The sequence below is a fragment of the Novosphingobium percolationis genome (assembly GCF_020179425.1).
In the GTDB taxonomy this organism is placed as follows: domain Bacteria; phylum Pseudomonadota; class Alphaproteobacteria; order Sphingomonadales; family Sphingomonadaceae; genus Novosphingobium; species Novosphingobium percolationis.
Window position 1 is genome coordinate 131726 of record NZ_JAILYM010000002.1, and the last position, 22033, is coordinate 153758.

18 protein-coding genes are annotated in these 22033 nt (G+C 67.7%); 13 read left to right on the forward strand and 5 right to left on the reverse strand.

The genetic code is table 11. The annotated features are described in order from the left end of the window. Positions 1-16: 16 nt before the first annotated feature. From K3A84_RS05085 to K3A84_RS05110, 6 genes are all read left to right on the forward strand, one after another. Positions 17-1195: a polysaccharide biosynthesis protein gene (locus K3A84_RS05085; protein WP_225008249.1), complete on the forward strand. Its 1179-nt coding sequence runs from the start codon at positions 17-19 to the stop codon at positions 1193-1195. After that, positions 1192-2352: a glycosyltransferase family 4 protein gene (locus tag K3A84_RS05090; RefSeq protein WP_225008250.1), complete on the forward strand. Its 1161-nt coding sequence runs from the start codon at positions 1192-1194 to the stop codon at positions 2350-2352. Before K3A84_RS05085 ends, K3A84_RS05090 begins: the two co-directional genes overlap by 4 nt. 122 nt (positions 2353-2474) lie before the next feature. Beyond that, positions 2475-3698, forward strand: coding sequence for a glycosyltransferase family 4 protein (locus K3A84_RS05095; RefSeq protein ID WP_225008251.1), 1224 nt, complete (start codon positions 2475-2477; stop codon positions 3696-3698). A gap of 225 nt (positions 3699-3923) precedes the next feature. Continuing rightward, the gene (locus tag K3A84_RS05100) at positions 3924-4073 is read left to right on the forward strand and encodes a hypothetical protein (RefSeq protein ID WP_225008252.1); all 150 of its coding nucleotides are present in this window, start codon (positions 3924-3926) and stop codon (positions 4071-4073) included. A gap of 125 nt (positions 4074-4198) precedes the next feature. Then, a complete protein-coding gene (locus tag K3A84_RS05105) occupies positions 4199-4486 on the forward strand; it encodes a hypothetical protein (RefSeq protein ID WP_225008253.1) in 288 nt (95 codons plus the stop codon). A 156-nt stretch (positions 4487-4642) separates the two neighbouring features. After that, positions 4643-4948, forward strand: a complete 306-nt coding sequence (locus K3A84_RS05110) for a helix-turn-helix domain-containing protein (protein ID WP_225008254.1) — start codon at positions 4643-4645, stop codon at positions 4946-4948. A 53-nt stretch (positions 4949-5001) separates the two neighbouring features. Here K3A84_RS05110 and K3A84_RS05115 read toward each other — a convergent pair whose 3' ends face one another. Beyond that, a complete protein-coding gene (locus K3A84_RS05115; RefSeq protein WP_225008255.1) occupies positions 5002-5814 on the reverse strand; it encodes a response regulator transcription factor in 813 nt (270 codons plus the stop codon). 375 nt (positions 5815-6189) lie between these two features. Between K3A84_RS05115 and K3A84_RS05120 the strand changes: the two genes are divergently transcribed. From K3A84_RS05120 to K3A84_RS05130, 3 genes are read left to right on the forward strand one after another with little or no spacing between them, the layout of a single operon-like run. Beyond that, the gene (locus K3A84_RS05120) at positions 6190-7302 is read left to right on the forward strand and encodes a PepSY-associated TM helix domain-containing protein (RefSeq protein WP_225008256.1); all 1113 of its coding nucleotides are present in this window, start codon (positions 6190-6192) and stop codon (positions 7300-7302) included. Further along, positions 7299-7505, forward strand: coding sequence for a hypothetical protein (locus K3A84_RS05125; RefSeq protein ID WP_225008257.1), 207 nt, complete (start codon positions 7299-7301; stop codon positions 7503-7505). Before K3A84_RS05120 ends, K3A84_RS05125 begins: the two co-directional genes overlap by 4 nt. After that, positions 7505-9646 (forward strand): TonB-dependent receptor, encoded by a 2142-nt coding sequence (locus K3A84_RS05130; RefSeq protein WP_404823109.1) that lies wholly within the window; start codon positions 7505-7507, stop codon positions 9644-9646. The genes K3A84_RS05125 and K3A84_RS05130 overlap by 1 nt, the downstream gene beginning before the upstream one ends. On the opposite strand, the gene K3A84_RS05135 is transcribed toward K3A84_RS05130, so the two are convergent. Then, positions 9618-10328: a TetR/AcrR family transcriptional regulator gene (locus K3A84_RS05135; protein WP_225008258.1), complete on the reverse strand. Its 711-nt coding sequence runs from the start codon at positions 10326-10328 to the stop codon at positions 9618-9620. The genes K3A84_RS05130 and K3A84_RS05135 overlap by 29 nt on opposite strands. Before the next feature lie 51 nt (positions 10329-10379). Between K3A84_RS05135 and K3A84_RS05140 the strand changes: the two genes are divergently transcribed. From K3A84_RS05140 to K3A84_RS05150, 3 genes are read left to right on the forward strand one after another with little or no spacing between them, the layout of a single operon-like run. Next, positions 10380-11459 carry an efflux RND transporter periplasmic adaptor subunit gene (locus tag K3A84_RS05140; protein ID WP_225008259.1) on the forward strand — a complete coding sequence of 360 codons (1080 nt, stop codon included), beginning with the start codon at positions 10380-10382 and terminating at the stop codon, positions 11457-11459. Beyond that, positions 11456-14551 (forward strand): efflux RND transporter permease subunit, encoded by a 3096-nt coding sequence (locus K3A84_RS05145; protein WP_225008260.1) that lies wholly within the window; start codon positions 11456-11458, stop codon positions 14549-14551. The genes K3A84_RS05140 and K3A84_RS05145 overlap by 4 nt, the downstream gene beginning before the upstream one ends. Further along, on the forward strand, positions 14548-15933 hold the full coding sequence (locus K3A84_RS05150) for an efflux transporter outer membrane subunit (protein WP_225008261.1): 1386 nt from the start codon (positions 14548-14550) through the stop codon (positions 15931-15933). The genes K3A84_RS05145 and K3A84_RS05150 overlap by 4 nt, the downstream gene beginning before the upstream one ends. A 4-nt stretch (positions 15934-15937) precedes the next feature. Here the strand turns inward: K3A84_RS05150 and K3A84_RS05155 are convergent, their stop codons facing one another. Together K3A84_RS05155 and K3A84_RS05160 are read right to left on the reverse strand one after the other, a co-directional pair. Beyond that, positions 15938-16726, reverse strand: coding sequence for a glutathione S-transferase family protein (locus K3A84_RS05155; RefSeq protein WP_225008262.1), 789 nt, complete (start codon positions 16724-16726; stop codon positions 15938-15940). A 73-nt stretch (positions 16727-16799) separates the two neighbouring features. Further along, positions 16800-17321, reverse strand: a complete 522-nt coding sequence (locus K3A84_RS05160) for a hypothetical protein (protein WP_225008263.1) — start codon at positions 17319-17321, stop codon at positions 16800-16802. Positions 17322-17469: 148 nt separating this feature from the next. On the opposite strand from K3A84_RS05160, the gene K3A84_RS05165 reads away from it, so the two are divergent. After that, positions 17470-18639 carry a pyridoxal phosphate-dependent aminotransferase gene (locus K3A84_RS05165; protein WP_225008264.1) on the forward strand — a complete coding sequence of 390 codons (1170 nt, stop codon included), beginning with the start codon at positions 17470-17472 and terminating at the stop codon, positions 18637-18639. 116 nt (positions 18640-18755) lie between these two features. Here the strand turns inward: K3A84_RS05165 and K3A84_RS05170 are convergent, their stop codons facing one another. Beyond that, on the reverse strand, positions 18756-21908 hold the full coding sequence (locus K3A84_RS05170) for a beta strand repeat-containing protein (RefSeq protein WP_225008265.1): 3153 nt from the start codon (positions 21906-21908) through the stop codon (positions 18756-18758). Positions 21909-22033: the final 125 nt, after the last annotated feature.

Here is a 22033-nt window from a genome sequence, read left to right on the forward strand (position 1 = left end):
GTCTGCAAGCAGCCCATTGCTGCGCCGCGTCTTCCAGGATGCGGCGATAACATTCCTTTCGACGGTTCTCGTCCAGGCGGTGACGTTCGGAATATCGGCCGCTTCGGGGTTGATACTCGACGTCCACGCATTCGCGCGGCTCAGCATCATCGTTGCGACGCTCATGCTGTCGAGCGGTCTGATGGAGTTCGGCCTGAACGCCACGGCAACGAAATTCCATGGCGACACGCGCGACGAAAGCTATCTTGGCCTTGCCTTCGCGGTCCGGTTCGCGCTGGTTCCCGTGGGGGTGGCGGTCGGCGGGACCGTATGGGCGTGCGGGTGGGCCGACATCGGTCTGGGCATTGCCATCGGGCCGATCCTGAACATCTGGAACGGGATGCGCGCCGCTGATCAGGCGCGGCAGGATTATGCAAGCTTCGCCCGCCTGAGCATCGTGTTCGCCCTGGTGCGCGCCGCGGGCGGGGTTGCCGCGCTGTTGCTGCGGGCGGACGTGGCGTGGGTGGCGCTGGCGGTCTATGCCTTTCCGGTCCTGGCGTTGAGCGGCTCTGCATCGGGCAAGTTCGTGCGACGCGCCTTTTCGGCGCCACGTCCGCAGTTGCAGGGCGTCGCTCGCTATGCCGCCCACGTCCATCTGAACGCCATTGCCTTCATCGCGGTGCCCTATGTTCCGCAGTACGTCATCGCATCAAGGCTCGATGCCACGGCGGTCGGTACCTACGGCTTGATCGTGACGTTCACGGCGCCGGTTTCGTTGCTGGTCTATTCGGTGCGCAGCGTCTTGCTGCCGCACATGCTGGGCGCGGCATCGCAGGTCGAACGCCTGATGTGGAGCAGGCGCGGCCTGATGCTGATTATGGCCGTATGGGCCGGGCTGCTGGCGGGCGGGGGCCTGGTCGCGGCGGGGCTCGACATGGTCTACCGGCATCGCTTCCCGCAACTGGAACAGGTCTTCCTGTTGTATTTCTTCGGGTATTCGGGCGCGGCGGCGATCGGCTTCTACAGCCTGAGCGTACACACACGAGGCGTGCCACATCTGGCCAGCGCTCTGGGCGCCATCAAGCTCCTGGTCCTCGTTCCCGCCGTCCTGCTCTGCGGTGCTGACCTCAAGCTGATAGTCTCGGTCGTTGCGGCCATCATGATCGTGTTCGAAACGATCCTCGCGCTGTTGATTTACAGAAAGCAAAGCACATGAAAGTCGTGATGGTCGGAGACTACCCGGAGCCGGGGAAGCGGATTTCCGGCGGCGTCGAGCGGGTCATCGACACCTTGTTGCCCGAACTCGCGCGCACGGTCGACCTGACCCTGATCGTGCCAGCTGCCAGCCAGGATGCGACCTGCGACCACCGTGGCGTGCGGACGATCTACATGCAGCGCGCCCGCCCCGGTTCCTTGCATTACTGGACCTCGGACGCCGTCAGGCTTGCCCGCATGGTCGAGAACCTGCGTCCCGATATCGTTCACCTGCAAGGCGTCGCGGGGATCGGAAGGCTTGTCAGCTGCCCCCGCATCCTGACGGTCCATGGTTTTCTCCACAAGGACATGGTCGCTTCGGCGCGAGGCATCGGCGCAGGCCTGTTGGCGCGGCACCTTGCAGGGCAAGTCATCCGCATCGTGGAGAAGCGAGCCCGCCGCCGGATCGGACACGTGATCTCCATCAATCCCTACGTTCAGGAGGCGCTGCCCGACATTGCCCGCCTCGAGCGCTACCCGATCCCCAATCCGCTTGATCCCGTGTTCGTCACGCAGGACCGCGAAACCTGTCCATCTCGCGCGCGGCATATTGTTTCGGTCGGACGGATCGGCCCACGCAAGAACACGCTGGCGGTCATCGTTGCCGCTGCGAAGGTCATGAGGCACGATCCGGACGCGAGCCTGACCATTTGCGGCGACGCCTCGGACGATGCCTACTTCGCGAAATGCAACGATTTCATCGCCGCCGAAGGGCTGACGGGTCGTATCCGGATGGCCGGCAATTTGTCGTCTTCGGAACTGGCTGCCCTGCTCGACCGTGCTTCTTGCCTGGTAATGGCCTCGCGCCAGGAAACCGCGCCGATGGCGATCGCCGAGGCGCAGGCGCGCGGGGTTGCGGTGGTCGCCCCGAAAGCCTTCGGCATTCCCTACATGATCGAGCCGGGGGTGAACGGGCTGTTCTGGCCGGTGGACGATCCCGCCGCGCAGGCCACGATGCTTGCGCGCGCGCTGGACCACGCCTGGGATCGTGTCGCGATTGCCCGGGTCGCGCGTGAAACCTACGGTGCGCGCGATGTCGCGGCCCGGACGCTGGAGGCCTACCGCGCCGTGCTGGGCGGCCGCAGCGACGTGCGCCGGGATCTCGCACACCAGCGCTGAACTCTTCCGCAATCTGACGCCTGATCCGACCCGCATTCGGGGTCGTCAGGCGAAACCTCTGCATCGTGCTCCCCCCTGCAGGGCGGGAGGGCGACGCTTGATGTCGGCTGGACCTGAACCAGATGCATATCCTTTTCCTTTCGGACAACTTCGCGCCCGAAGTGAACGCGCCTGCCAGCAGGACGTTCGAGCATTGCCGTGAATGGGTGCGTGCCGGCCATCGCGTCACCGTTATCACCTGCGCCCCCAATTTTCCCAAGGGCGCGGTGTTCGGCGGTTACCGCAACCGGCTGTGGCAGCGCGAGGACATGGCCGGAATCACGGTGATCCGGGTGTGGAGCTATATCGCGCGCAACGAAGGCTTCGCGAAGCGTATCCTCGATTACCTCAGCTACATGGTCACAGCGTTTCTCGCCGCCCTGTTCGTGCGGCGGGTCGATGTGATCGTGGGTACGTCACCGCAATTCTTCACGGCTTGCGCAGCCTGTGCGGTCAGCGTGGTCAAGCGTCGGCCGTGGGTGTTCGAACTGCGCGACATATGGCCGGAATCGATCCGTGCCGTCGGTGCGATGAAGAAGGAATACGTGCTCGATCGCCTCGAAGCGCTCGAACTGTTCCTCTATCGCAAGGCGACGGCGATCGTGACCGTCACCCATGCTTTCCGCGAAAACCTGATCAGGCGTGGTATCGATGCTGGCAAGGTCCACGTCGTCACCAACGGTGCGGACACCGCTCGCTTCGTGGCCATGGACAAGGACGTTGCGCTGGAACAAGCGCTTGGCCTGCGCGACAAGTTCGTGCTCGGTTACATCGGAACCCATGGCATGGCGCACGGGCTGGACACGCTGATCGACGCGGCGGTCCTGCTCAAGCAGGCTTCGTGGGCGCAGGATTGCCGCCTGATGCTGCTGGGCGACGGCGCGCATCGTGCGCGCCTCGTGCGGCGGGCGCACGATCTGGGTCTCGACAATGTGGTGTTCGTCGACACCGTGCCGAAGGAGCAGGTGGTGCGATACTGGTCGATCCTCGATGCGTCGATCATCCATCTGACGAAGAACGATCTGTTCAGAACCGTCATTCCCTCCAAGCTGTTCGAGTGCATGGCCATGGCGATTCCCGTGCTGCACGGGGTGGAGGGGGAATCGGCCGATATCGTGAAGCGTCACGACGTCGGTCTGACGTTCGAGCCGGAGAACCCCGAAGCGCTGTGCGAGGCCGTGCGACGGCTGTTCCACGACGCTGTGCTGCGCGAGCGCTTCAAGCGGAACGGTCCGCACGCTGCGCACACGTATGATCGGGCGGTCCTTGCGCAACAGATGCTCGCGCAGATGGAGCGGCTCGTCTGAAACCGTCCCGGGCCGTGCGTGAGCCAGTCGTGCAGGGGCCTTGCGACAGCGGCATAGCCCTTTTGGTTCATGGGCTTCCTGCCAGTTTGCCACTAGAGGATTTTACGAAGATGTTTGGGGAATTGGGTTATGCGTAAGCACAGGTTTATTGTTGCCGCGTTGGCTTCGTCCGCGCTTCTTCTTGCCGCAAGTGCCGGGACCGCATCTGCTCGGGGTGCTTCGCGGTTGGCGCTGAGTGCCGAGGTTTCGGCGTCATGCGGTCGTGGTGGTTGCAAGTCGGGCAACGGCAATTCCGCGGTCTGGATCGCGCTAGGCACGCTGGGCGCTGTTGGTGCGGGCATGTGGCAGTTGCTGGACAACCCCGTCAGCCAGTGACGCGAAGATCGCAGGCCGCGTCCGGGGCGAACAGCGGTCTTTTCGGGTGGACGTCGTCAAAAGGTTTACGCGTCCACCCAACTAGGTGATTTCCGCAGAATAGGTGGCATGCGATGCTCGCTAGCATGCAGAACGAGATCACCATGCCGAAAGCGCGTTCCAGTGTCCCCATGCGGCGACTTGGCGCCCCTGCGGCCGTCATCTCGCCCGTCGCGCGACGCAGTACGACGCGACGGGCAGATCGCTCCAGGGTGGCCGCTGGTGCGGCGATGGAGGCGGGGGCTGTGTTCGCAGAGCCCGAGATCGAACGATACTCGTTCATCGTCCGCGTCGCGATCATCGGCGGTCTGGCGATCACCGGCTGGGGTGGGGTCATCGGCGCCGCCATAGGGCTGGTCCGCTACTTCGCCTGATCGCCCGCACAAGGGTGGCGTCCGGTGCGGCACGAGGCGGCCGCCCGCTTCCCGTTTACGCATGTCTGCGGGGCTTTCGAGCATGCACGGCGCCATCGCCACCGCTCTGTGTGGTCGCTGCGCAGGCGCCCCGCTCAAATTCTGAAGGCTGCTGCCATGTTGAACGTGCCCAATCGCAACTTCGTTCTCGATCATGGGATCGACACGACAGCGATGCGGCCACCGCAAGGCCTGTCCGACCGCGAGGCAGGGGTGTTGCGGTGTCTGGCCTGGGGATTTTCGAGCAAGGAGACCGGCGACGTGCTGGGCATCAGCCGTCGCACCGTCGAATGTCACCGCGCCAGCGTTCTGCGCAAGCTGCAGGCCCGCAACGGCCCCGATGCCGTCAGGATCGCGCTGGCCACTGGGATCGCACTGGATGCGCCGGATACGGATATCGCGCCGCAGGGCGGCGAAGACTGAGCCCGCGGCGACTGGCGGCAGGCGGCGGGCCACCCCTGCCGGGTGTGGCCCGCTCAGGCGCCGTCTTGTGATTCCGGGCCGCGTGCGTGGCGGATGATGTTGGCCACGCTGGCCGCCGAATTGACCTTGAGCTTGTTGAAGATGCGGTGGCGGTGGATCTTCACCGTGTTTTCGCTGCGGCCCATTTCGGCCGCGATCAGCTTGGTCGGATACCCGCGCGAGATCATCCCCGCGACATAGGTTTCGGTGGGCGTCAGCGATTCGATCATCTGGCGCACCAGCCGTTCGCTTTCGAAGCGGCAGAAGCGGCGGCGTGATTCGCCAACCGCCGACGTCACCGCCTTGCGCAGCTGCATTTCGCCAAAGGGCTTCTGCAGGAAGTCGAACGCGCCGGCCTTCATGCAGTGCACCACGGTTGCGACGTCCTGCACGCCTGAGATGAACACGACCGGCAGCGCGAAGTTCGCGCCGTTGATCCATTCCTGCACGGCCAGGCCATCCTGCCCCGGCAGGCGGATATCGAGCAGGACGCAGCCCGTCTTGTAGCGCGGAAGATGTTCGATCAGTTCTGCCGCGCTGGCGCAGCCCATCGCGTCGAAACCGAGCCCGTCGACCAGTTCGACGAGGTTGTCCCGCAGATCGTCGTCATCCTCGACCACGAAGACCATCTCGCGGTCGGTTTTGCAGATGACCGCGTTGGGAAACGAAGCGGCGGGCATCGCGCTGCAATCGACCTTTTGGCACGGGCGCAAATAGCCCTGCTGGCCACAGGCGGTGGCATTGCCCAAAGACCAGCGGATCGAATCCGGCAGTTGGACATCGGATGCTTCTTCGACCTGACCCGGCCCGAACTTGACGCTGCCCACTGGTACGTTTTCCCTGACCCTAGCCGCATAGGTAAAGTACCTAAGAGTTCACCCCATATCCATAGGCCATAAGTTTAACCGGATTGGTTTATGGCGCATTAACTGGAGGCGGATCGAGCGAAATCGATTGCTTCACGGTGGTTCGAGGGTCAACTGCAATCAGGTCAGGAATCGAACCATTACAGCAATCACCGCTATTCTACGGCGCGCCCGCCAGCACCCTGGGTGGCGCGCGTGGCCAGAGCGGCGGGCTCCGTGCGCGGCAGGCGAGTGACGCCGTTCGCTGCAGCGACAGGCGCACGGTTATAGTCAGAAATCGCTAATGCGAGTGATTATCATTGACTGTCGGCTGTCGCTGCCCTAGCGGCGGCGGGCATGGGAACGGGAACGATCAGGGGGTGGGCCTGGATCCACAAGTGGAGCAGCCTTGTCTGCACGCTCGCGCTGCTGATCCTGTGCCTGACCGGGCTGCCGCTGATCTTTCATGACGAGATCGATTCCCTGGAGGGCGAGGTCGCGCTGGCCGGGCCGCCGTCGGCGCGCGCCGGGCTGCCGCTCGACGCGGTCGTGGCGCGGGCGCGGGATGACTATGCACGGGTGGCACATCGCGCCGGCGTGCCGCTGTTCGTCGGGTTTTCGCCCGACACGCCGATGATCACCGTCACCGTTGGGCCGCGCGCGGATGCGGGCGAGGCGGAGATGCGGCTGTTTTCCTATGACCGCGGCACGGGCCGCGCGGTGGGGGAAGTCGAGCGCGGCGGGGTGATGGCCTTTCTGCTGCAACTCCACACCGACCTGCTGCTGGGCCTGCCGGGGATGCTGTTCCTCGGCGTGATGGGCGTGCTGTTCCTGATCGCGATCGTGTCGGGCGTGGTACTCTACGTGCCGTTCATGCACCGGCTGGCGTTCGGGACGCTGCGCTTCGATCGTTCGGCGCGGGTGCGGCGGCTGGATGAGCACAACCTGCTTGGCGTGCTGGCGCTCGGCTGGACACTGGCGATCGGCGCGACCGGCGCGATCAATGCCTTTGCCGATCCGCTGACCGCGGCCTGGCGGCAGGGCGAACTGGCACAGATGGTCGCCGCGCGGCACGGTGAAGTGGCGCTCGATCCGGCGCGCTATGGCTCGCTGGACAAGGCGATGGCGGCCGCGCAGGCGGCGCACGGCGGGCTGCTGCCGCAGTTCGTCGGTTTTCCGGGCGGCGCGTGGTCGTCGCCCCGGCACTACGCGATCTTCTTCCAGGGCGACACGCCGCTGACCAGCCATGTGCTGACGCCCGCGCTGGTCGATGCCGAAAGCGGCGTGCTGACTGACGTGCGCGCGATGCCGCTAACGATGCAGGCGCTGATGCTGTCGAAGCCGCTGCATTTCGGCGACTATGGTGGGCTGCCGCTCAAGCTGGTGTGGGCGCTGCTCGACCTTGCCACGATCCGCGTGCTGTGGAGCGGGCTTGCGCTCTGGCTGGGCAAGCGGAGGTGCGCTGCATGACCGCGCGCCCGACCCGCTCGCCAGCGCGCGTGCTGGGGCTGCCGCTGCTGCTCGCCGCGCTGACTCTCGCCGGGCTGGTGCTGGGCCTGACCGGCGACGGGGTCCGCGATCTTGTCTGCGTGGCGCTGCTGGCGCTGCCGCTCGTCCTTTTCCTTGTCCACTGGCGGCGCCGTGCGCGCGCGCCTTCGTCACGAAAGCCCTGATGATGAATCGCCTGACTTTGCTCGCTGCCACCGCGCTCGTCCCCGCCTTTGCCGCGCCCGCGCTGGCGCAGGAAACGCCACAGGAGATCGTCGTGACGGCGCAAGCGACGAACGCCACGCAGGTCATGGGCGAAGGCGACCTTGGCGCGCTGGGGCGCAAGAAGGCCGAGGACGTGCCGTTTACCGTGCGCAGCTACAACGAGGCGCTGATCCTCAACCAGCAGCCGCAGACGCTGGGGCAGGTGCTGGAGAACGATCCGACGGTGCGCACCAGCTATGGCTTCGGCAATGCCGCCGAGCAGTTCGTGATCCGCGGCTTTGCGCTTTATGGCGACGACGTGGGGCTGAACGGGCTTTACGGCATCGCGCCGCGCCAGCTGATCGCGCCCGAACTGTTCCAGTCGGTGCAGGTGCTGAACGGCGCCTCGGCGTTCCTGAATGGCGCGGCGCCGGGGGGATCGTCTTTGGGCGGCAGCGTCAACCTGCAGATGAAGCGGGCCGGGGCCGATCCGCTCAACCGCGTGACGCTGGGCTATACCTCGGACGCCAATTTCGGCGGCAGCTTCGACGTATCGCGCCGTTTCGGCAACGATGGCGCCTTCGGGGTGCGGATCAACGCCGCGTTCCGCAGCGGCGACGTCGCGGTCGACGGCGAGTTCCGCCGCACCAGCGTGGTGGGCGGCGCGTTCGACTGGCATGACGACAACACGCGCCTCTTCCTCGATCTCGGCTACCAGAAGGTCGAGGTCGACGGCCTGCGCCCGAAGGTGACGGTGGGCACGACGACGATCCCGGCGGTGCCGCGCGCCGATGCCAACTATGCCCAGAAGTGGACCTACACCGACTTGCGCGACGTGTTCGGCGTGCTGCGGTTCGAACAGGATCTGGGCGAGCACGCCATGCTCTATGTGACGGGCGGCGCGCGGGATGGCAGCGAACAGGGCATCTATGGCGGCGTGACCGTGCTCGATGCCACGACGGGCGCGGCCAACGGCAACGCGCTCTACGTGCCCCGCACCGACAATAACGAGGCGCTGGAGGCGGGCCTGCGGGTGAAGCTGGGCAGCGCGGTGACGCAGGAGTTCAACATCGGCGGCAGCGCGGTGTGGCAGGTCAACCGCAACGCCTTCGACTTCCTCTATGGCCCCGGCTTCGCCGGGTTCGCGACGAATATCTACGATACGCCCAAGGCGGAGATCCCGGCCTCGGCCTTCGTCGGCGGGGATCTCGACACGCCGTTCCCGATCAGCCGCACGCGGCTGCTGTCGGCCTTCGCGTCGGACACGGTAGGGCTGCTGGGTGATCGTGTCCTGCTGACGGGCGGGCTGCGGCTGCAGGACATCCAGGTCAAGAGCTACAACTACTACGACGGGGGCTCGCTGACGGGCACCTATCGCAAGTCGGCCATCACGCCGGTGGTCGGGCTGGTGGTCAAGCCCGTGTCGGGCGTGTCGCTGTTCGCCAACCGCATCGAGGCGCTGCAACAGGGGCCGACCGCGCCGATCGACCCGTCGGTGGTCAATGCGGGCGCGGTGCTCGCGCCCATCAAGTCGACGCAGTACGAAGTCGGCGGCAAGCTGAAGCTGGGCCGCATGGAAGCCGGGCTGTCGCTGTTCCGCATCGACCTGCCGGTGGGCTATTCGGTCGATATCGGCGGTGGGCTCAAGCGTTTCGGGCTCTATGGCCAGCAGCGCAACGAGGGCGTGGAGTTCACGCTCAACGGCGAACCCGTCAAGGGCCTGCGCTTCATCGGCGGCGCCTCGGTGGTCGATGCGAAGCTGCGCAAGACCAGCGGCGGGATCAACGAAGGCAACCGCGCGGTGGGCGTGCCCGAATGGACCGCCAATGCAGGTCTCGAATGGGACGTGCCCACGACCGGCCTGACGCTGACCGGTCGCATGATCCACACCGGCAAGCAGGCGGTGAACGTCGCCAACACGCTCGAAATCCCGGCGTGGACGCGCTTCGATCTGGGCGCGCGCTATGTCTTCGTGGCGGCGGACAAGCCGGTGACGCTGCGCTTCGGCGTCGATAACGTGGCCAACAAGCGCTACTGGGCTTCGGCCTTCGACGTGTTCTCGGCGGCGCTTCTGCAAGGCCAGCCGCGCACCTTCAAGGCGAGCGCCTCCATCGACTTCTGATGCAGGCCCTGCGCCCGTTTCCGGCGAAGCGGGCGCAGATCGTGTCGAGGTGGTGCGCGATCAGTCGGTCGCGCTCGACCCACGGAAAGGCTGGCCGCGCGATCAGCAGCGAGGTGAGGCCGTGGACCGAGGCCCACACCGACTGCGCCTCCAGCTCGACCGTGGCGGGATCGACCCCGCCTGCTTCGGTGCCCATCATCGCGGCGATGACCCGGCGCAGCATGTCGAACGCGCCTTCGCCCACGGCCATGATCGGATCCTTCGCCTCGCGCACCAGCGCGGCGGTCTGTTCATTGCCTTCGATCATGAAGGCCATGCGGTACATGTCCGGGTGATCCAGCCCAAAGTGGATATAGGCCTGCCCCAGACGGCGAAAATGCGCTGCCGGCGTGCCCGGTTCGGCCAGCACCGCGCGCGAGACCTGCGCCAGCCGGTCGAAGGCGCGCAGGCACAGCTCGGCCGAGATTTCGTGCGCGGTGCGGAAGTGCGCGTAGAGCGAGGGCTGCGAGATGCCCACCGCCTGCGCGATCTGCCGCGTCGAGACGTGCGCCATGCCGTGCTGCGCGAACAGGCGCAGCGCCGTTTCGAGTATCTGTTCGCGCCGTTCGCCGCCGCGCCCGCGCTTGTCGTCCTGCCGCATCGGTTCCTTATGTCCGCGATCGAGATCAGTTGCGCTTGACAACCTAACTCCATCCCTATCATTGATAGCCTATCAGGGATAGGGGGGATTCGGATGCCGACGCGGCGATCCATCACGATTGGTGCAGCACTTGGCGCGGCGCTGCTGGCTGGCGCGCTGGGTGGGTGCAGCGGCAAGGAGACCGCCAAGGCAGCGCCACAGGCGCAGGCTCCGGCGACCCCGGTCCGTGTCTTCGTGGTCGGCGGGCAGGGTGAAGGCGCGGTTTCGGCGACGGGCGCGAGCTATGCCGCGCTGATCCACCGCGAGCGCGAGGCCACGCTGTCCTTCCGCCTTGGCGGACGCATGATCTCGAGCCCGCCGCGCGAAGGCCAGCGGCTGGGCGCGGGCGCACTGGTCTCCGCGATCGACGCCACCCCTTGGCGCGCTGCGCTGGTGCGCGCGCAGGCCGACGCGGCGCGCAACGGGCGTGCGGCGCAGCGCTATGGCACGCTCGCACCTGATGGCGCGGTTTCGCAGGCTCAGGCGCGCGATGCCGCCGATGCCTTGAGCGCGGCGCGCGCGGCCGTGACGGCGGCGCGATATGATCTTTCCTCGACCCGGCTGGTGATGCCCTTTGCCGGCGTGGTGCTGAGTCGCCGCGCCGAACTGGGCGAGACCCTGGCCGCGGGCCAGGCGGTGGCGAGCGTGGCGGACCTCTCCTCGCCATTGCTCGCCACCGTGCAGGTTCCGGTGGCGCGGATCGCGGGGCTGCAACGCGGCACGGGCGCGCAAGTGCTGGTGCCGGGCCGGGCGCAGCCCATCGCGGCGCGGGTGCTGCGGATCGGGGCGGCCAGCGATGCCCGGTCGGGCACCGTGGCGGTCGATCTGGCGCTGGATAGCGCGGGCGGCCTGCCCAGCGGCACGTCGGCCTCGGCGGTGTTCGCAGGCGGTGCGACCAGTGCGGCGGCGGGCGACGTGACGGTTCCGGCCGAGGCGCTGCTGGAGGCGGGCGGTGCGCGCGCGACGCTCTACGTGATCGACGGCAAGGGGCGGGCGCGGCGCACGCAGGTGGGTTTCCTGGGCTTTTCCGACCGCATGGCGCGCGTTTCGGGCCTTGCGCCTGGCGCGCGGGTGATCACGGCGGGGGCGGGCTTCGTCGGCGATGGCGAAGCCGTGGTGGTCACTGCCGAATGAACGCGCTGATCGAATTTGCCGTCCGGCGCTGGCAATTCTCGCTGCTGGCCTTCGCGATGGTCGTGGCGCTGGGGCTGAACGCCTTCTTCGCGATTCCGCGCACCGAGGACCCGCAGTTGTCGTTCCCCAACTTCTCGGTGGTGGCGGTGCTGCCAGGCGCGACCCCTGCGGACATGGAGCAGCAGGTCACCAAGCCGATCGAGGATGCGCTTGCCGGGCTCGATGGCCTGCGCGAAGTGCGCTCGACCACCGGCGACGGGGTGAGCGCGGTCCATTCCGAATATGTCTGGGGCACTGATCCCGAACGCAAGTACGACGAGGTGGTGCGCGAGGTGAACGCGCTGCGCGCAACCCTGCCCGCCGGGATCGTGCGCTTCGAGGTGCAGCGGGCGCGGCCGACGGGCGTGCCGATCGTGCAGGTGGCGGTCACCAGCCCGATCCTGCCGATGCGCGCGCTCGACAAGCAGGCGCAGGACCTGCGCGATGCGCTGGCGCGCGTGCCCGGCATCCGCAAGGCCGAAGTGCTGGGCGCGCCGATCAGCGAGTTGCGCGTGGGCCTCGACAGCGCGCGCATGGCCGCGCAGGGCGTCACGCCGGGGCAGGTGATCGAGGCGCTGCGCGCAGGGGGCGCGGACACGCCGATCGGCACTGTCAATGCGGGCAACCGCCGCTTCAACGTGCGCTATGCCGGCACCTATCCCGATCTTGCCACGGTGGCGGGCCAGTCGGTGCGCGTGGATGGCGGACGTCCGGTGTTGGTGGGCGATGTGGCCCATGTCGAATGGGCACAGCGCGAGCCGACGCAGATCGTGCGCTTCGACGGCCGCCGCGCGCTTCTGGTCACCGCCGAACAGGCCGACCACCAGGACGTGCGCCAGTTGACCGACCTCGTGCGCAGCGAAATCGACCGCTTCCGCCTGACCCTGCCGGGCAGCGTGCAGTTGAAGGTGGGCTTTGTGCAGGCCGACAACGTGCGCCACCGGCTGGGTGCGCTGACGCGTGACTTCCTGCTCGCGTTCCTGATCGTGGCTATCACGCTGCTGCCGCTGGGCTGGCGCGCGGCCGGCGTGGTGATGATCTCGATCCCCGTTTCGCTGCTGATCGGCATGGGCATTCTCGCGCTGAGCGGTGTCGGACTGAACCAGATGGCGATCTCGGGCTTCGTGATCTCGCTGGGGTTGCTGGTCGACGATGCGATCGTGGTGATCGAGAACGTGGCGCGCTGGCTGCGCGAGGGCGCGGACCGGATGACCGCGGCGATCCGCGCCACGCAGCAGATCGCGCTGGCGGTGCTGGGCTGCACGGCGTGCCTGATGTTCGCCTTCCTGCCGCTAGTGGCGCTGCCCGAAGCGGCGGGCTCGTTCATCCGCTCGCTGCCGATCGCGGTGTTGGGAACGGTGCTGGGGTCGCTGATCGTGGCGATGACGCTGATGCCGTTCGCGGCCAGCCGCCTGCTTCCGCGCGATGGCGATGCGCACGGTAACGCGCTGCTGCGGGTGATGACGACGGGGATCGAGCGGGTCTATGCCCCCGTGCTGCATCGCGCGCTGGAACGGCCCAAGGCCGCGTTGGCGATCATGCTGGGGCTGTCACTGCTGTCGATCCCGCTGGTGTCGGCGATCGGCACCAGCCTGTTCCCGCCTGCCGAACTGCCGCAGTTCACGATCAAGATCGAGATGCCGCGCGGCACCGCGCTCGCTACCACCGACGCCATGGTGCGGCAGGTGGAAGCGCGGGTGCGGCGCGAGCCGGACGTGGTGTGGACCGTGGCGAGTGTGGGGCGCGGGGGGCCAAGGCTCTACTACAACGCGATCCCCACGCCCGAAGACCCGGCCACCGCCGAAGTGCAAGTGGCGTTCCGCGAATGGAACCCGCGTACCAGTCCGGGCGTGCAACAGCGGCTGCGCGCCGATTTCAACCGCATCCCCGGCGCGCGGATCAAGGTCGTCAACTTCCAGCAGGGGCCGCCGATCGAGGCGCCGATCGCGGTGCGCATCGTCGGGCCGGACATCGAGACCCTGCGGCGGCTGGCCGACAAGGGCGAGGACCTCATGCGCGCGATGCCCGAACTGCGTGACGTGGCCAATCCCATGCGCGCGGCGCGGACAGACGTGGTGCTCGACGTGGACGAGGCGCGGGCGCGGGCGATGGGCGTGCCCGCAGGCGCGCTGCGCCAGGCGGTGCAGATCGCGCTGGGCGGGGCGAACCCGGCGATCCTGCGTGACGAGGACGGCGACGATTATCCGGTGACGGTGCGCCTGCCGATGCAGGGCCGCAACGAGATGGGCGCGTTCGACCGCGTGTTCGTGCCCACAGCCAGCGGGGGCAGCGTGCCGCTGTCCGCGCTGGCCACGGTGCGGCTGCAATCGGGCGCAGCGCAGATCGAGCGCGTGCAACGCGAACGCGCGGTGACGCTGACTTCGTACATCAAGGACGGCGTGCTTTCGAGCAAGGCGAGCGAGGCGACGCTGGCGAAGCTGCGCAGCGATCTGGTGCTGCCGCCGGGCTATGCCTTCAAGGTGGCGGGCGAGGCCGAGGCGCAGGCCCGCAGCTTCGGTGGGCTGCTCCCCGCGATCGTGGTAGCGACGGTCGGCATCCTCGCCGTGCTCGTGCTGGAATTCGGCACGTTCCGCAACGTGGTGGTGATCGCGGGCGTGGTGCCGCTGGGCTTCTTCGGCGCAGTGGGCGCGCTCTGGCTCACGGGCAACAGCCTGTCGTTCACCGCCTCGATCGGGCTGATCGCGCTGGTAGGGATCGAGATCAAGAACTCGATCCTGCTGGTCGATTTCACCGAGCAGTTGCGGCGCGACGGGCTGGGAGTGCGCGCGGCGGTGGAAAAGGCGGGCGAACTGCGCTTCCTGCCGGTGCTGCTCACCTCGGTGACGGCGATCGGCGGGCTGCTGCCGCTGGCCGTCGAAGGCAACGGCCTGAACGCGCCTATGGCGATCGGCATGATCGGGGGGCTGGTCACCTCGACCGTACTGGCGCGCATTGCCACGCCGGTCATGTACCTGCTGCTGGCAGAGCGGGCCGAACGCAGGCGCAAGCCGGTGATTTCGGCGCACCATGTCGAGGAAGGAGCGGTGGCATGAAGCTTCTGATCGTGTTCGCGCCTCTGCTGCTGGCGGGGTGCGCCGTGGGCAGCGCCTATAACGCGCCCGCGCTGCCCGTGGCCGATGCGTGGAAGGCGGCAGCCGCGACGCCGCGCCCGGTGGCAGGCGCGTGGTGGAAGGGCTTTGGCGATCCGGCGCTCGATGCGCTGGTGGAACAGGCGCTGGCGGGCAATCCCGATATCGACGTGGCGCTGGCGCGTGTCGACCAGGCGCGCGCGGGTGCCGGGATGGCGAAGGCGGCGCAACTGCCCTCGGCCAACGTGACGGGATCGCTGGCACGCTCGCAGCAGTCGCTGGAAGATGGTCTCGGGCGGCTGGCGCGCTATGTGCCGGGGTTCGGGCGGACGCAGGCCCGCGCGCAACTGGGCGTGGAGGCGGGCTGGGACATCGATCTGGCAGGCGGTTTGCGGCGCGGGCGTGAGGCGGCGCTGGCCGACCTTGTGGCGGCGCAGGCCGGGACCGACGCCGCGCGGCTTGCGGTAGTGGGTGACCTGATCGACACCTATCTGGGGCTGAGAGGCGCAGAAGCGCAGCTGAGCGCGCTCGAACAGCGCCGGACGATCGCGCAGGAGCGGCTCGACATCATGCGCCGCCGCGTGAGCGTCGGCGAGGCCGCTACCAATGCGCTGGAGGAACCGACCGCGACGCTGGCGGTGCTCGATGCTCTACTGCCGCAGGCGCGTGGGGGCGTGGCGGTGGCCAAGGGGCGGCTGGCCATCCTCGTCGGCAAGCCCGCTTCGGCGGACCTGCCCGAACTCGCGCTGGCGAGCGGCATTCCGGCTGGGAGCGATCCGGCGGCGGGCGTGCCGTCGGACCTGCTGCGGCGGCGGCCCGATCTGGTGGTGGCCGAAGCGAAGCTGCGCGCGGCGCACGCGCGGGTGGGGCAGGCGCTGGGCGAATACTGGCCCAAGCTGAGCCTGTCGGGGATGCTGGGCTTTGCCAGCAACAGCCTGTCGAGCTTTGGCAGCGGCGATTCGAGCGTGGTGCAGGGCGCGGTGGGACTGCGCTGGCGACTGTTCGATTTCGGCCGCGTCGACGCCGAGATCGCGCGCGCCAAGGGCGCCGAGAAGGAGGCGCTGGCGAGCTATCGCTGGGCGGTGCTGCGTGGCGGGGAGCAGGTGGAAAGCGCCTTCGCCCGGTTGGCGACCGCGCGGGCCGCGCTGGCGAGCCGTCAGGATCAGGCGGCGGCGCTGGACCGGGCCGCGGCGCGGGCGGGCAAGGCCTATGCCGTGGGCGAGATCAGCCGCGACCAGTTGCGGGCCGCCCAGGCGGTGGCGCTGGATGGCGTCGATGCAGTGCGCGACGCACAAGTGGAGGTGGGGCGCGCGGTGCTGGGCTGTCACCGCGCGCTGGGTGGCTGACAGGTCAGGCGGTAAACCGCGTCAGGTCGGTGAAACGGATGTTGTCCTTCGCCAGGCCATCAAGCACCACCTCGACGCCGCCCGCGCGGATCATCCATTCGAGGCGGTGGTCGCGGTACTGGCGCTTGAACAGCCCGGCTTCGAGCAACTGGGCCACCTGGCTCATCGGTTCGACCTGCGTCTTTGCTTCGGCAAAGGTATCGGCCACCGAAGGTCGGGCGCGGATGCGGTCCAGCCAGAGCGAGAGCTGCGAGCCTTTTTCAGGCGCGAAGCCGAAGATACCCGACATCATCACGTAGGGGGCAGCGCAAATGTCCGCCCAGCCGAAGTCGGCTCCGGACATCCAGCCGCTCGGCTGGATCTGGCGTTCGAGCCATTGCTGGAGTTGTGCGGTTTCGCGGCCCGCGACGGCGCGCAGGGCGTCCACGTTGTCGGGCGCGCGGCCGAAGAAGCGGATTTCGCCCAAGCCCCAGTTGATCGCTTCATAGTGCGTGTCGCACACTTCCTCGATCATGCGGCAGCGTGCACGTTCGAGCGCATCGGCGGGGCGCAGGGCGGGGGTGGGGTACGCGTCCTCGATATATTCGAGGATCACGGTCGAATCGTAGAGCGTGTGCGCATCGTCGACCACCAGCGCGGGCACTTCCATGCGCGGGTTGTGGCGGGCGTAATCATCATTGTCGCCCGCGCCGATCCCTGTGGGCAGGCTTTGGGTGAAGGACAGGCCCTTTTCGCGCAACATGATGCGCACCTTCTGGCCATAAGGAGAGAAGGGGTGGTCGTAGAGCAGCATGAGAAGCCTTTGCCGGGCAAAAAGGCGGGCGGGAGTTTGTGAACTCCCGCCCCGCAGGGTGGATCTGATGCGATTACGCGTTGGCGGTGCGCGCGGCGCGGCTGGCCATGACGCGGGTACCGATCAGGAAGATGCCGCCGAAATAGAGCGCGGACAGCGCAATCGACGCGAACACGTTCTGGAAGTTTTCGCCCGCCTGGATGAGCGGCGCGTTCATCACGGTGACAAACAGCATGTAGCTGGGGTTGAAGATCACCGGCAGGCGCTGCGCGATCAACAGGAACAGCGCAAGCACGATGAGGAGCAGCGCGGCAATGACCAGCCCGGTGTTGCCGGTGGCCGCGCCGATCTGCACCATGTAGCTGGTGCCGGTGCCCGCCAGCGCGCCGATCACGGCGGCGGGCAGCTTCTTGAGGTCGGACGTATCGACCGTCGACCAGAACCACAACAGGGTAAACCCGGCATAGAGCGGTTGCAGGTGAAGCGCGGTGCCGAGCGCAATGAACCCGGCGAGGAGGATGACAACGGCAAGCGTGATGGCCGCGGCAATGCCGGCCGATGGCGGCGGGGCCGCCGGCGTGGATTCAGAAGACATGGACCTCTCCTTGTGCGCCGGTTCGTGCCGGTCGTCTGCGCGGCATTGGGACACGGGCGGACGCCCCTGTCAATCACTTGGTTAAGTAAAGCGATGTATTGCGCCGCAGGATTTGAACCTGTCGCAGCCGGTGCTAGGCACATGAGCCATGACCGCGCAGCTTGAACCCTTCCACGCCATTTCCGTCTCCGTGCTGGCCCATCGGCTGAAGGCCGAAGGGCGCGACGTGATCCACATGGAATTCGGCCAGCCATCGACCGGCGCGCCCGCCGCCGCCATCGCCGAGGCGCATCGCGTGCTGGACGTCGATCCGATGGGGTACTGGCAGAGCGATGCGCTGAAGGCGCGGATCGTGCGGCACTACGCCGAGACCTGCGGGGCGACGATCGCGCCCGAACAGGTGATCCTGACCAACGGGGCCTCGCCCGCGCTGGTGATGGCGCTGTCGCTGCTGTTCGATCCGGGCGCGCGGGTCGCTATCGCCCGTCCCGGCTACGTCGCCTATCGCAACAACCTGCGTGCGCTGTTCATGGAGCCGGTGGAGCTGCCCTGCGGCCCGGCCGAGCGCTACCAGATCACCGCCGCCGCGCTGGAGGCGATGAAGCCTGCGCCCCACGGCGTGATCCTGGCGAGCCCGGCCAACCCGACGGGAACGGTGATCGCGCCCGATGAGCTGGCGCGCATCGTGGCGGTGTGCCAGCGCCGCGGCATCCGCATCATTTCCGACGAGATCTACCACGGCATCACTTATGGCGAAGCGGCGCTGTCGGTGGCGGCGCTCGACGATCAGGCGCTGATCGTGAACAGCTTTTCCAAGTACTTCAGCATGTCCGGCTGGCGGCTGGGGTGGCTGGTGGTGCCGCCTGCGCTGGTCGGGCAGGCCGTGGCGCGGATGGGCAACCTGTTCCTGACGCCGCCCTCGCTCGCCCAGCACGCGGGGCTGGTGGCGTTCGATTGCCGCGACGAGCTGGAAGGCCACGTTGCGACGTATGCGCGCAACCGCGACCTGCTGCTGGCGGCACTGCCCGGCATGGGCCTTGCGAAGATCGCGCCGCCCGACGGGGCGTTCTATATCTGGGCAGACATCGGCCACCTGACGGACGATAGTCTTGCCTTCTGCGAGCAGCTGCTGCGCGATACCGGCGTGTGCACCGCCCCGGGGATCGACTTCGACCCGGTGGAGGGCAACCGCTTCTTCCGCATGAGCTTTGCGGTGTCGACGCCGCTGGTGGAGGAAGCGATCCGCCGTTTGACGCCGTGGTTTGCGGCGAGGGCTGCTTCTGCTGCGGCCCACCCCGCTGCGACTGGCGCCGCCTGACGGCGACGCAGGTGTCGCAGCCCCTCCCGCAAGCGGGAGGGTGCCCGGAGCTTCTTCCCCCTCCCGCAAGCGGGAGGGGTTGGGGTGGGCCGGTTACAGCACCACCCCGTCCTTCCTTACATAGCGATGCTGAGCGAGGCGCGGGCCGAGTACGAGGTGCCGCCGCCTTGGGTGCGTTCGGCCCCGCCGGTCAGGCGCCAGGTGTAGTCGAGCCCGCCCTGGATCAGGCTGACCGAGCCGGTCCACGCCGACTTGATCTCCTCGGGAACGAGCGTGAAGCTGTCGCCGCTGGCGGTGGTGGCGGTAATGTCGCCCAAGTGGCCCGAGAGGCGATTGCGGCGGCCGCCTTCGACTTCGATGGTCAGCGGACGGCCTTCGTAGCCGCTCTGGCCCGCGCTCCAAGCGGCGACGAGCGTGGCCGTGCCGTTGAGCGCGCTCGAATTGCGGGCGCCGACGTTCAGCAGGATCGCGGTGTCGCCGGTTTCGGCATACTTGTTTTCGTGCAGGCGGTAGTAATCAAGCACGGCCTTGGGCTTGAGCGAGAAGCCGCCGCCGAGATCGACCTTGTACGACAGGCCGCCGGTGCCCGAAATCAGCGTGCCCTTCCAGTCGCCCGAGGCGGTGTAGGTGACCGTGGCCGCATCGACCGTGCCGGTGAATGTGCGGGTCGACTTGAACTTGTTCGTGGCGATCCCCGCCCGCGCATAGGCATAGAGCGGCCCGTGCGCGAGGCGCCAGAACGCGGCGGCTTCGTAGGTGCTGCCCTTGACCTTCTGGATATCGCCGGTCTTGGCGTTGCCCGAGACATAGAGGAACGAGGCGCCGACATTGCCGATGCCGGTTCGGCGCTCGATCCCGGCGGAAATGCCGAAGCCGTCGGTCTTGAAGCCGTGGCCGGTCGCATCGAGCGACTGCTCGCCCTTGAAGTAGATCGGTTCGATCCAGCCGCCGACATCGCTGATCGTGAAGATCGAGCTGTCGTCGGACACGTGCTGCGCGGCCAGTCGCACGCCACGTGTGACGAGGTCGAATGCCCCGCCGTTGAACACCGGCAGCAGCTGGCCGAACTGGCTTTGCAGCGCGGCCACGTTGCTGGCCTGCAGCAGGCTCGATTGCAGGGTGGTGTAGTTGAGCGCGTTGTCGAGCAGCGCGGTATAGGCAGCGCCCTGCGCGGCGTTGAGGCCAAGCTGGTCGGCGGTCTTGCGCGAGATCGTCAGCAGCAGGTCGTTGCCCTGCGCCGCGATCGCGCCGTTGAACAGCACCGGCATGGCGAGCGCCGAGGCATCGATCGTGGCAGCGCCCGTCAGCGTGCCCGCGCTGAGCACGGTGTAGGTGCCTTCGGCCTTGGCGAGCGAGGACACCTTGGCGGTGATCTTCGCGCCGCTGGCGAAGTTCGCGGTGTTGGCGATGACCTTCGAGGCAGTGCCGGTCGCCCCATCGACATAGACCTGCAGCGTGCCGTTCGCGCCGACATTGAGCGCGCCGACCGTGGTGGTGGTGACCGCGTTCGCGCCGAAGGTGCCGCCGTTGACGTTGACCGCCAGCTGCGAACCGCCGGTGACGGTGCCGAGCCAGCGCGAAGCGTCGGCGAGGGTCAGCGTGCCCGCCTGATCGTTGACGATCAGCGTGCCGGTGAAGCGCGAATTGCCCGCCATATTCATCGTCGCGGTGCCGGTGCCGAAGTCGATCTGGCCGATATACTTCGAATCGTCGGCCAGCTTCACCACGTCGTCGCCCGCGCCGAGGAAGCTGTTGCCGGTGATCTTGCCGCTCTGGATGTCGAGCGTGTCGCTTCCTGCGCCGGTGTAGATGTTGCCGGTAATCGTCGTGTAGACCGTCGCCGTGTCGGGGTTGTAGCCCGTTGCCCCCTTGGCGGTGGTCTGGCTGGCGGCGTCGGTGCTGTTGAGCTTTTGCGTGATGGTCACGCCGCTGGTGTTGGCCGAGACGTCGATCGCGGCGAGGCGGTCCTCGCTCGACCCGGTAACGGTGATGTCGCCGGTGTTGGTGATCGAGGTGAGCGTGCCCGACAGGTCGCGGATGGCGTAGGATTGGCCGATGCCGGGCGAGGAGATCACCGCCTTGATCGTGCCGTCGTTGACCAGCGTGGGCACGGTCGAGCCCGCGTTGATCAGCAGCGCGACGGCCGAGGAATCGACCGTGGTGGCGGTGATCGAGCCGCCGACGCCGATGCCGCTGGCCATGGTCACGTTGCCGCCCTTGCCACCGATGACGACGCCATAGGCATTGGTCGAGGAATAGCCCGCGCTGGCCGTGACCGATCCGTCGATGCCGAGCGCATAGGTGCCGAGGCGCGTGGTGCCGCTGCCGATCGTGGTATTGGTGGTGCCGCCAATCAGCAGGCCGGGGCTGTTGCCATAGGCGGTGATCGCGCCCGCCGTCTGGTCGCTGGCCGAGGAATCGGCCGGGGCGTAGACGAGCACGCCCTTGGCGACGTTGCCCGAGATTTCGACAATGGCCTTGCCGCTCTGCAGCGCGCTGCGCGGCAGCGACAGCGTGGTGCCACCGTCGGTGGTGAGCGAGGTCGCCTGGCCGAGCGCGCCGTTGATGCGCACCGTGCCGCCGACATCGCCGCCCACGACCAGCGCTTGCGTGCCCGCGCCGACGACCGAGACGGTGCCGCCCACCTTGACGTCGCCGGTGACGGCCGCGGTGCGAATGCCGACGCTGTTATCGCCCAGCACCTTGATGGTGCCCGTATTGGTCAGGCTGCCATCGAGTGTCGAATCGACCGCGATGCCCGCCGAGTTCAGGCCATCGAGCGTGATCGTGCCGCTGTTGGTGATCGCGCCGGTCATCGTGCCGCCGGGGCCGACATGGATGCCATAGCGGTTGGATACGGTGGCGAGCGGGCCGTCGGCTATCGAATTGCTATCGGCGTCGGGCACCGAATAGGTCTGGGTGACGGTGATCGTGCCTGCGTTGTCGATGGTGGTGGTGACGGGGGCGACGAAGATCGCGGTGGCGTTATCGTCTTCACCGGCGGTGATCGTGCCGCCGCTGGCGACGGTCACTGTCTTGGCCGCATCGACGGTGACAGCCGGGCCGCTGGCGACCTTGAGGTTGCCGCCGCTGGCCACGGTGACGTTGCCCGCGCTCGAAGTGACGAGCGGGGTGGTCGAGGTGGTCGAAACGGTCGTGTCGGCAAAGGCAGGCGCTGCGGCGGCGAGGCCTGCGGGGATCAGCGTGGCGGCGAGCAGCGCGCGCGTGGCGGTCGTGCTGAGGAAACGGTCGGGGCGGGGGCGCTGCATCGTCGGGTCCATCCGGGAAAGGGGGCCTGCGTGCGGCCGGTAAGGCGCGCGGCGCAGGCCCCAGTGACTGTGTTACTGTTGGAAACCGCGCGACGGGTCCGGGGGCGGTGCCGCACGATTTCCGA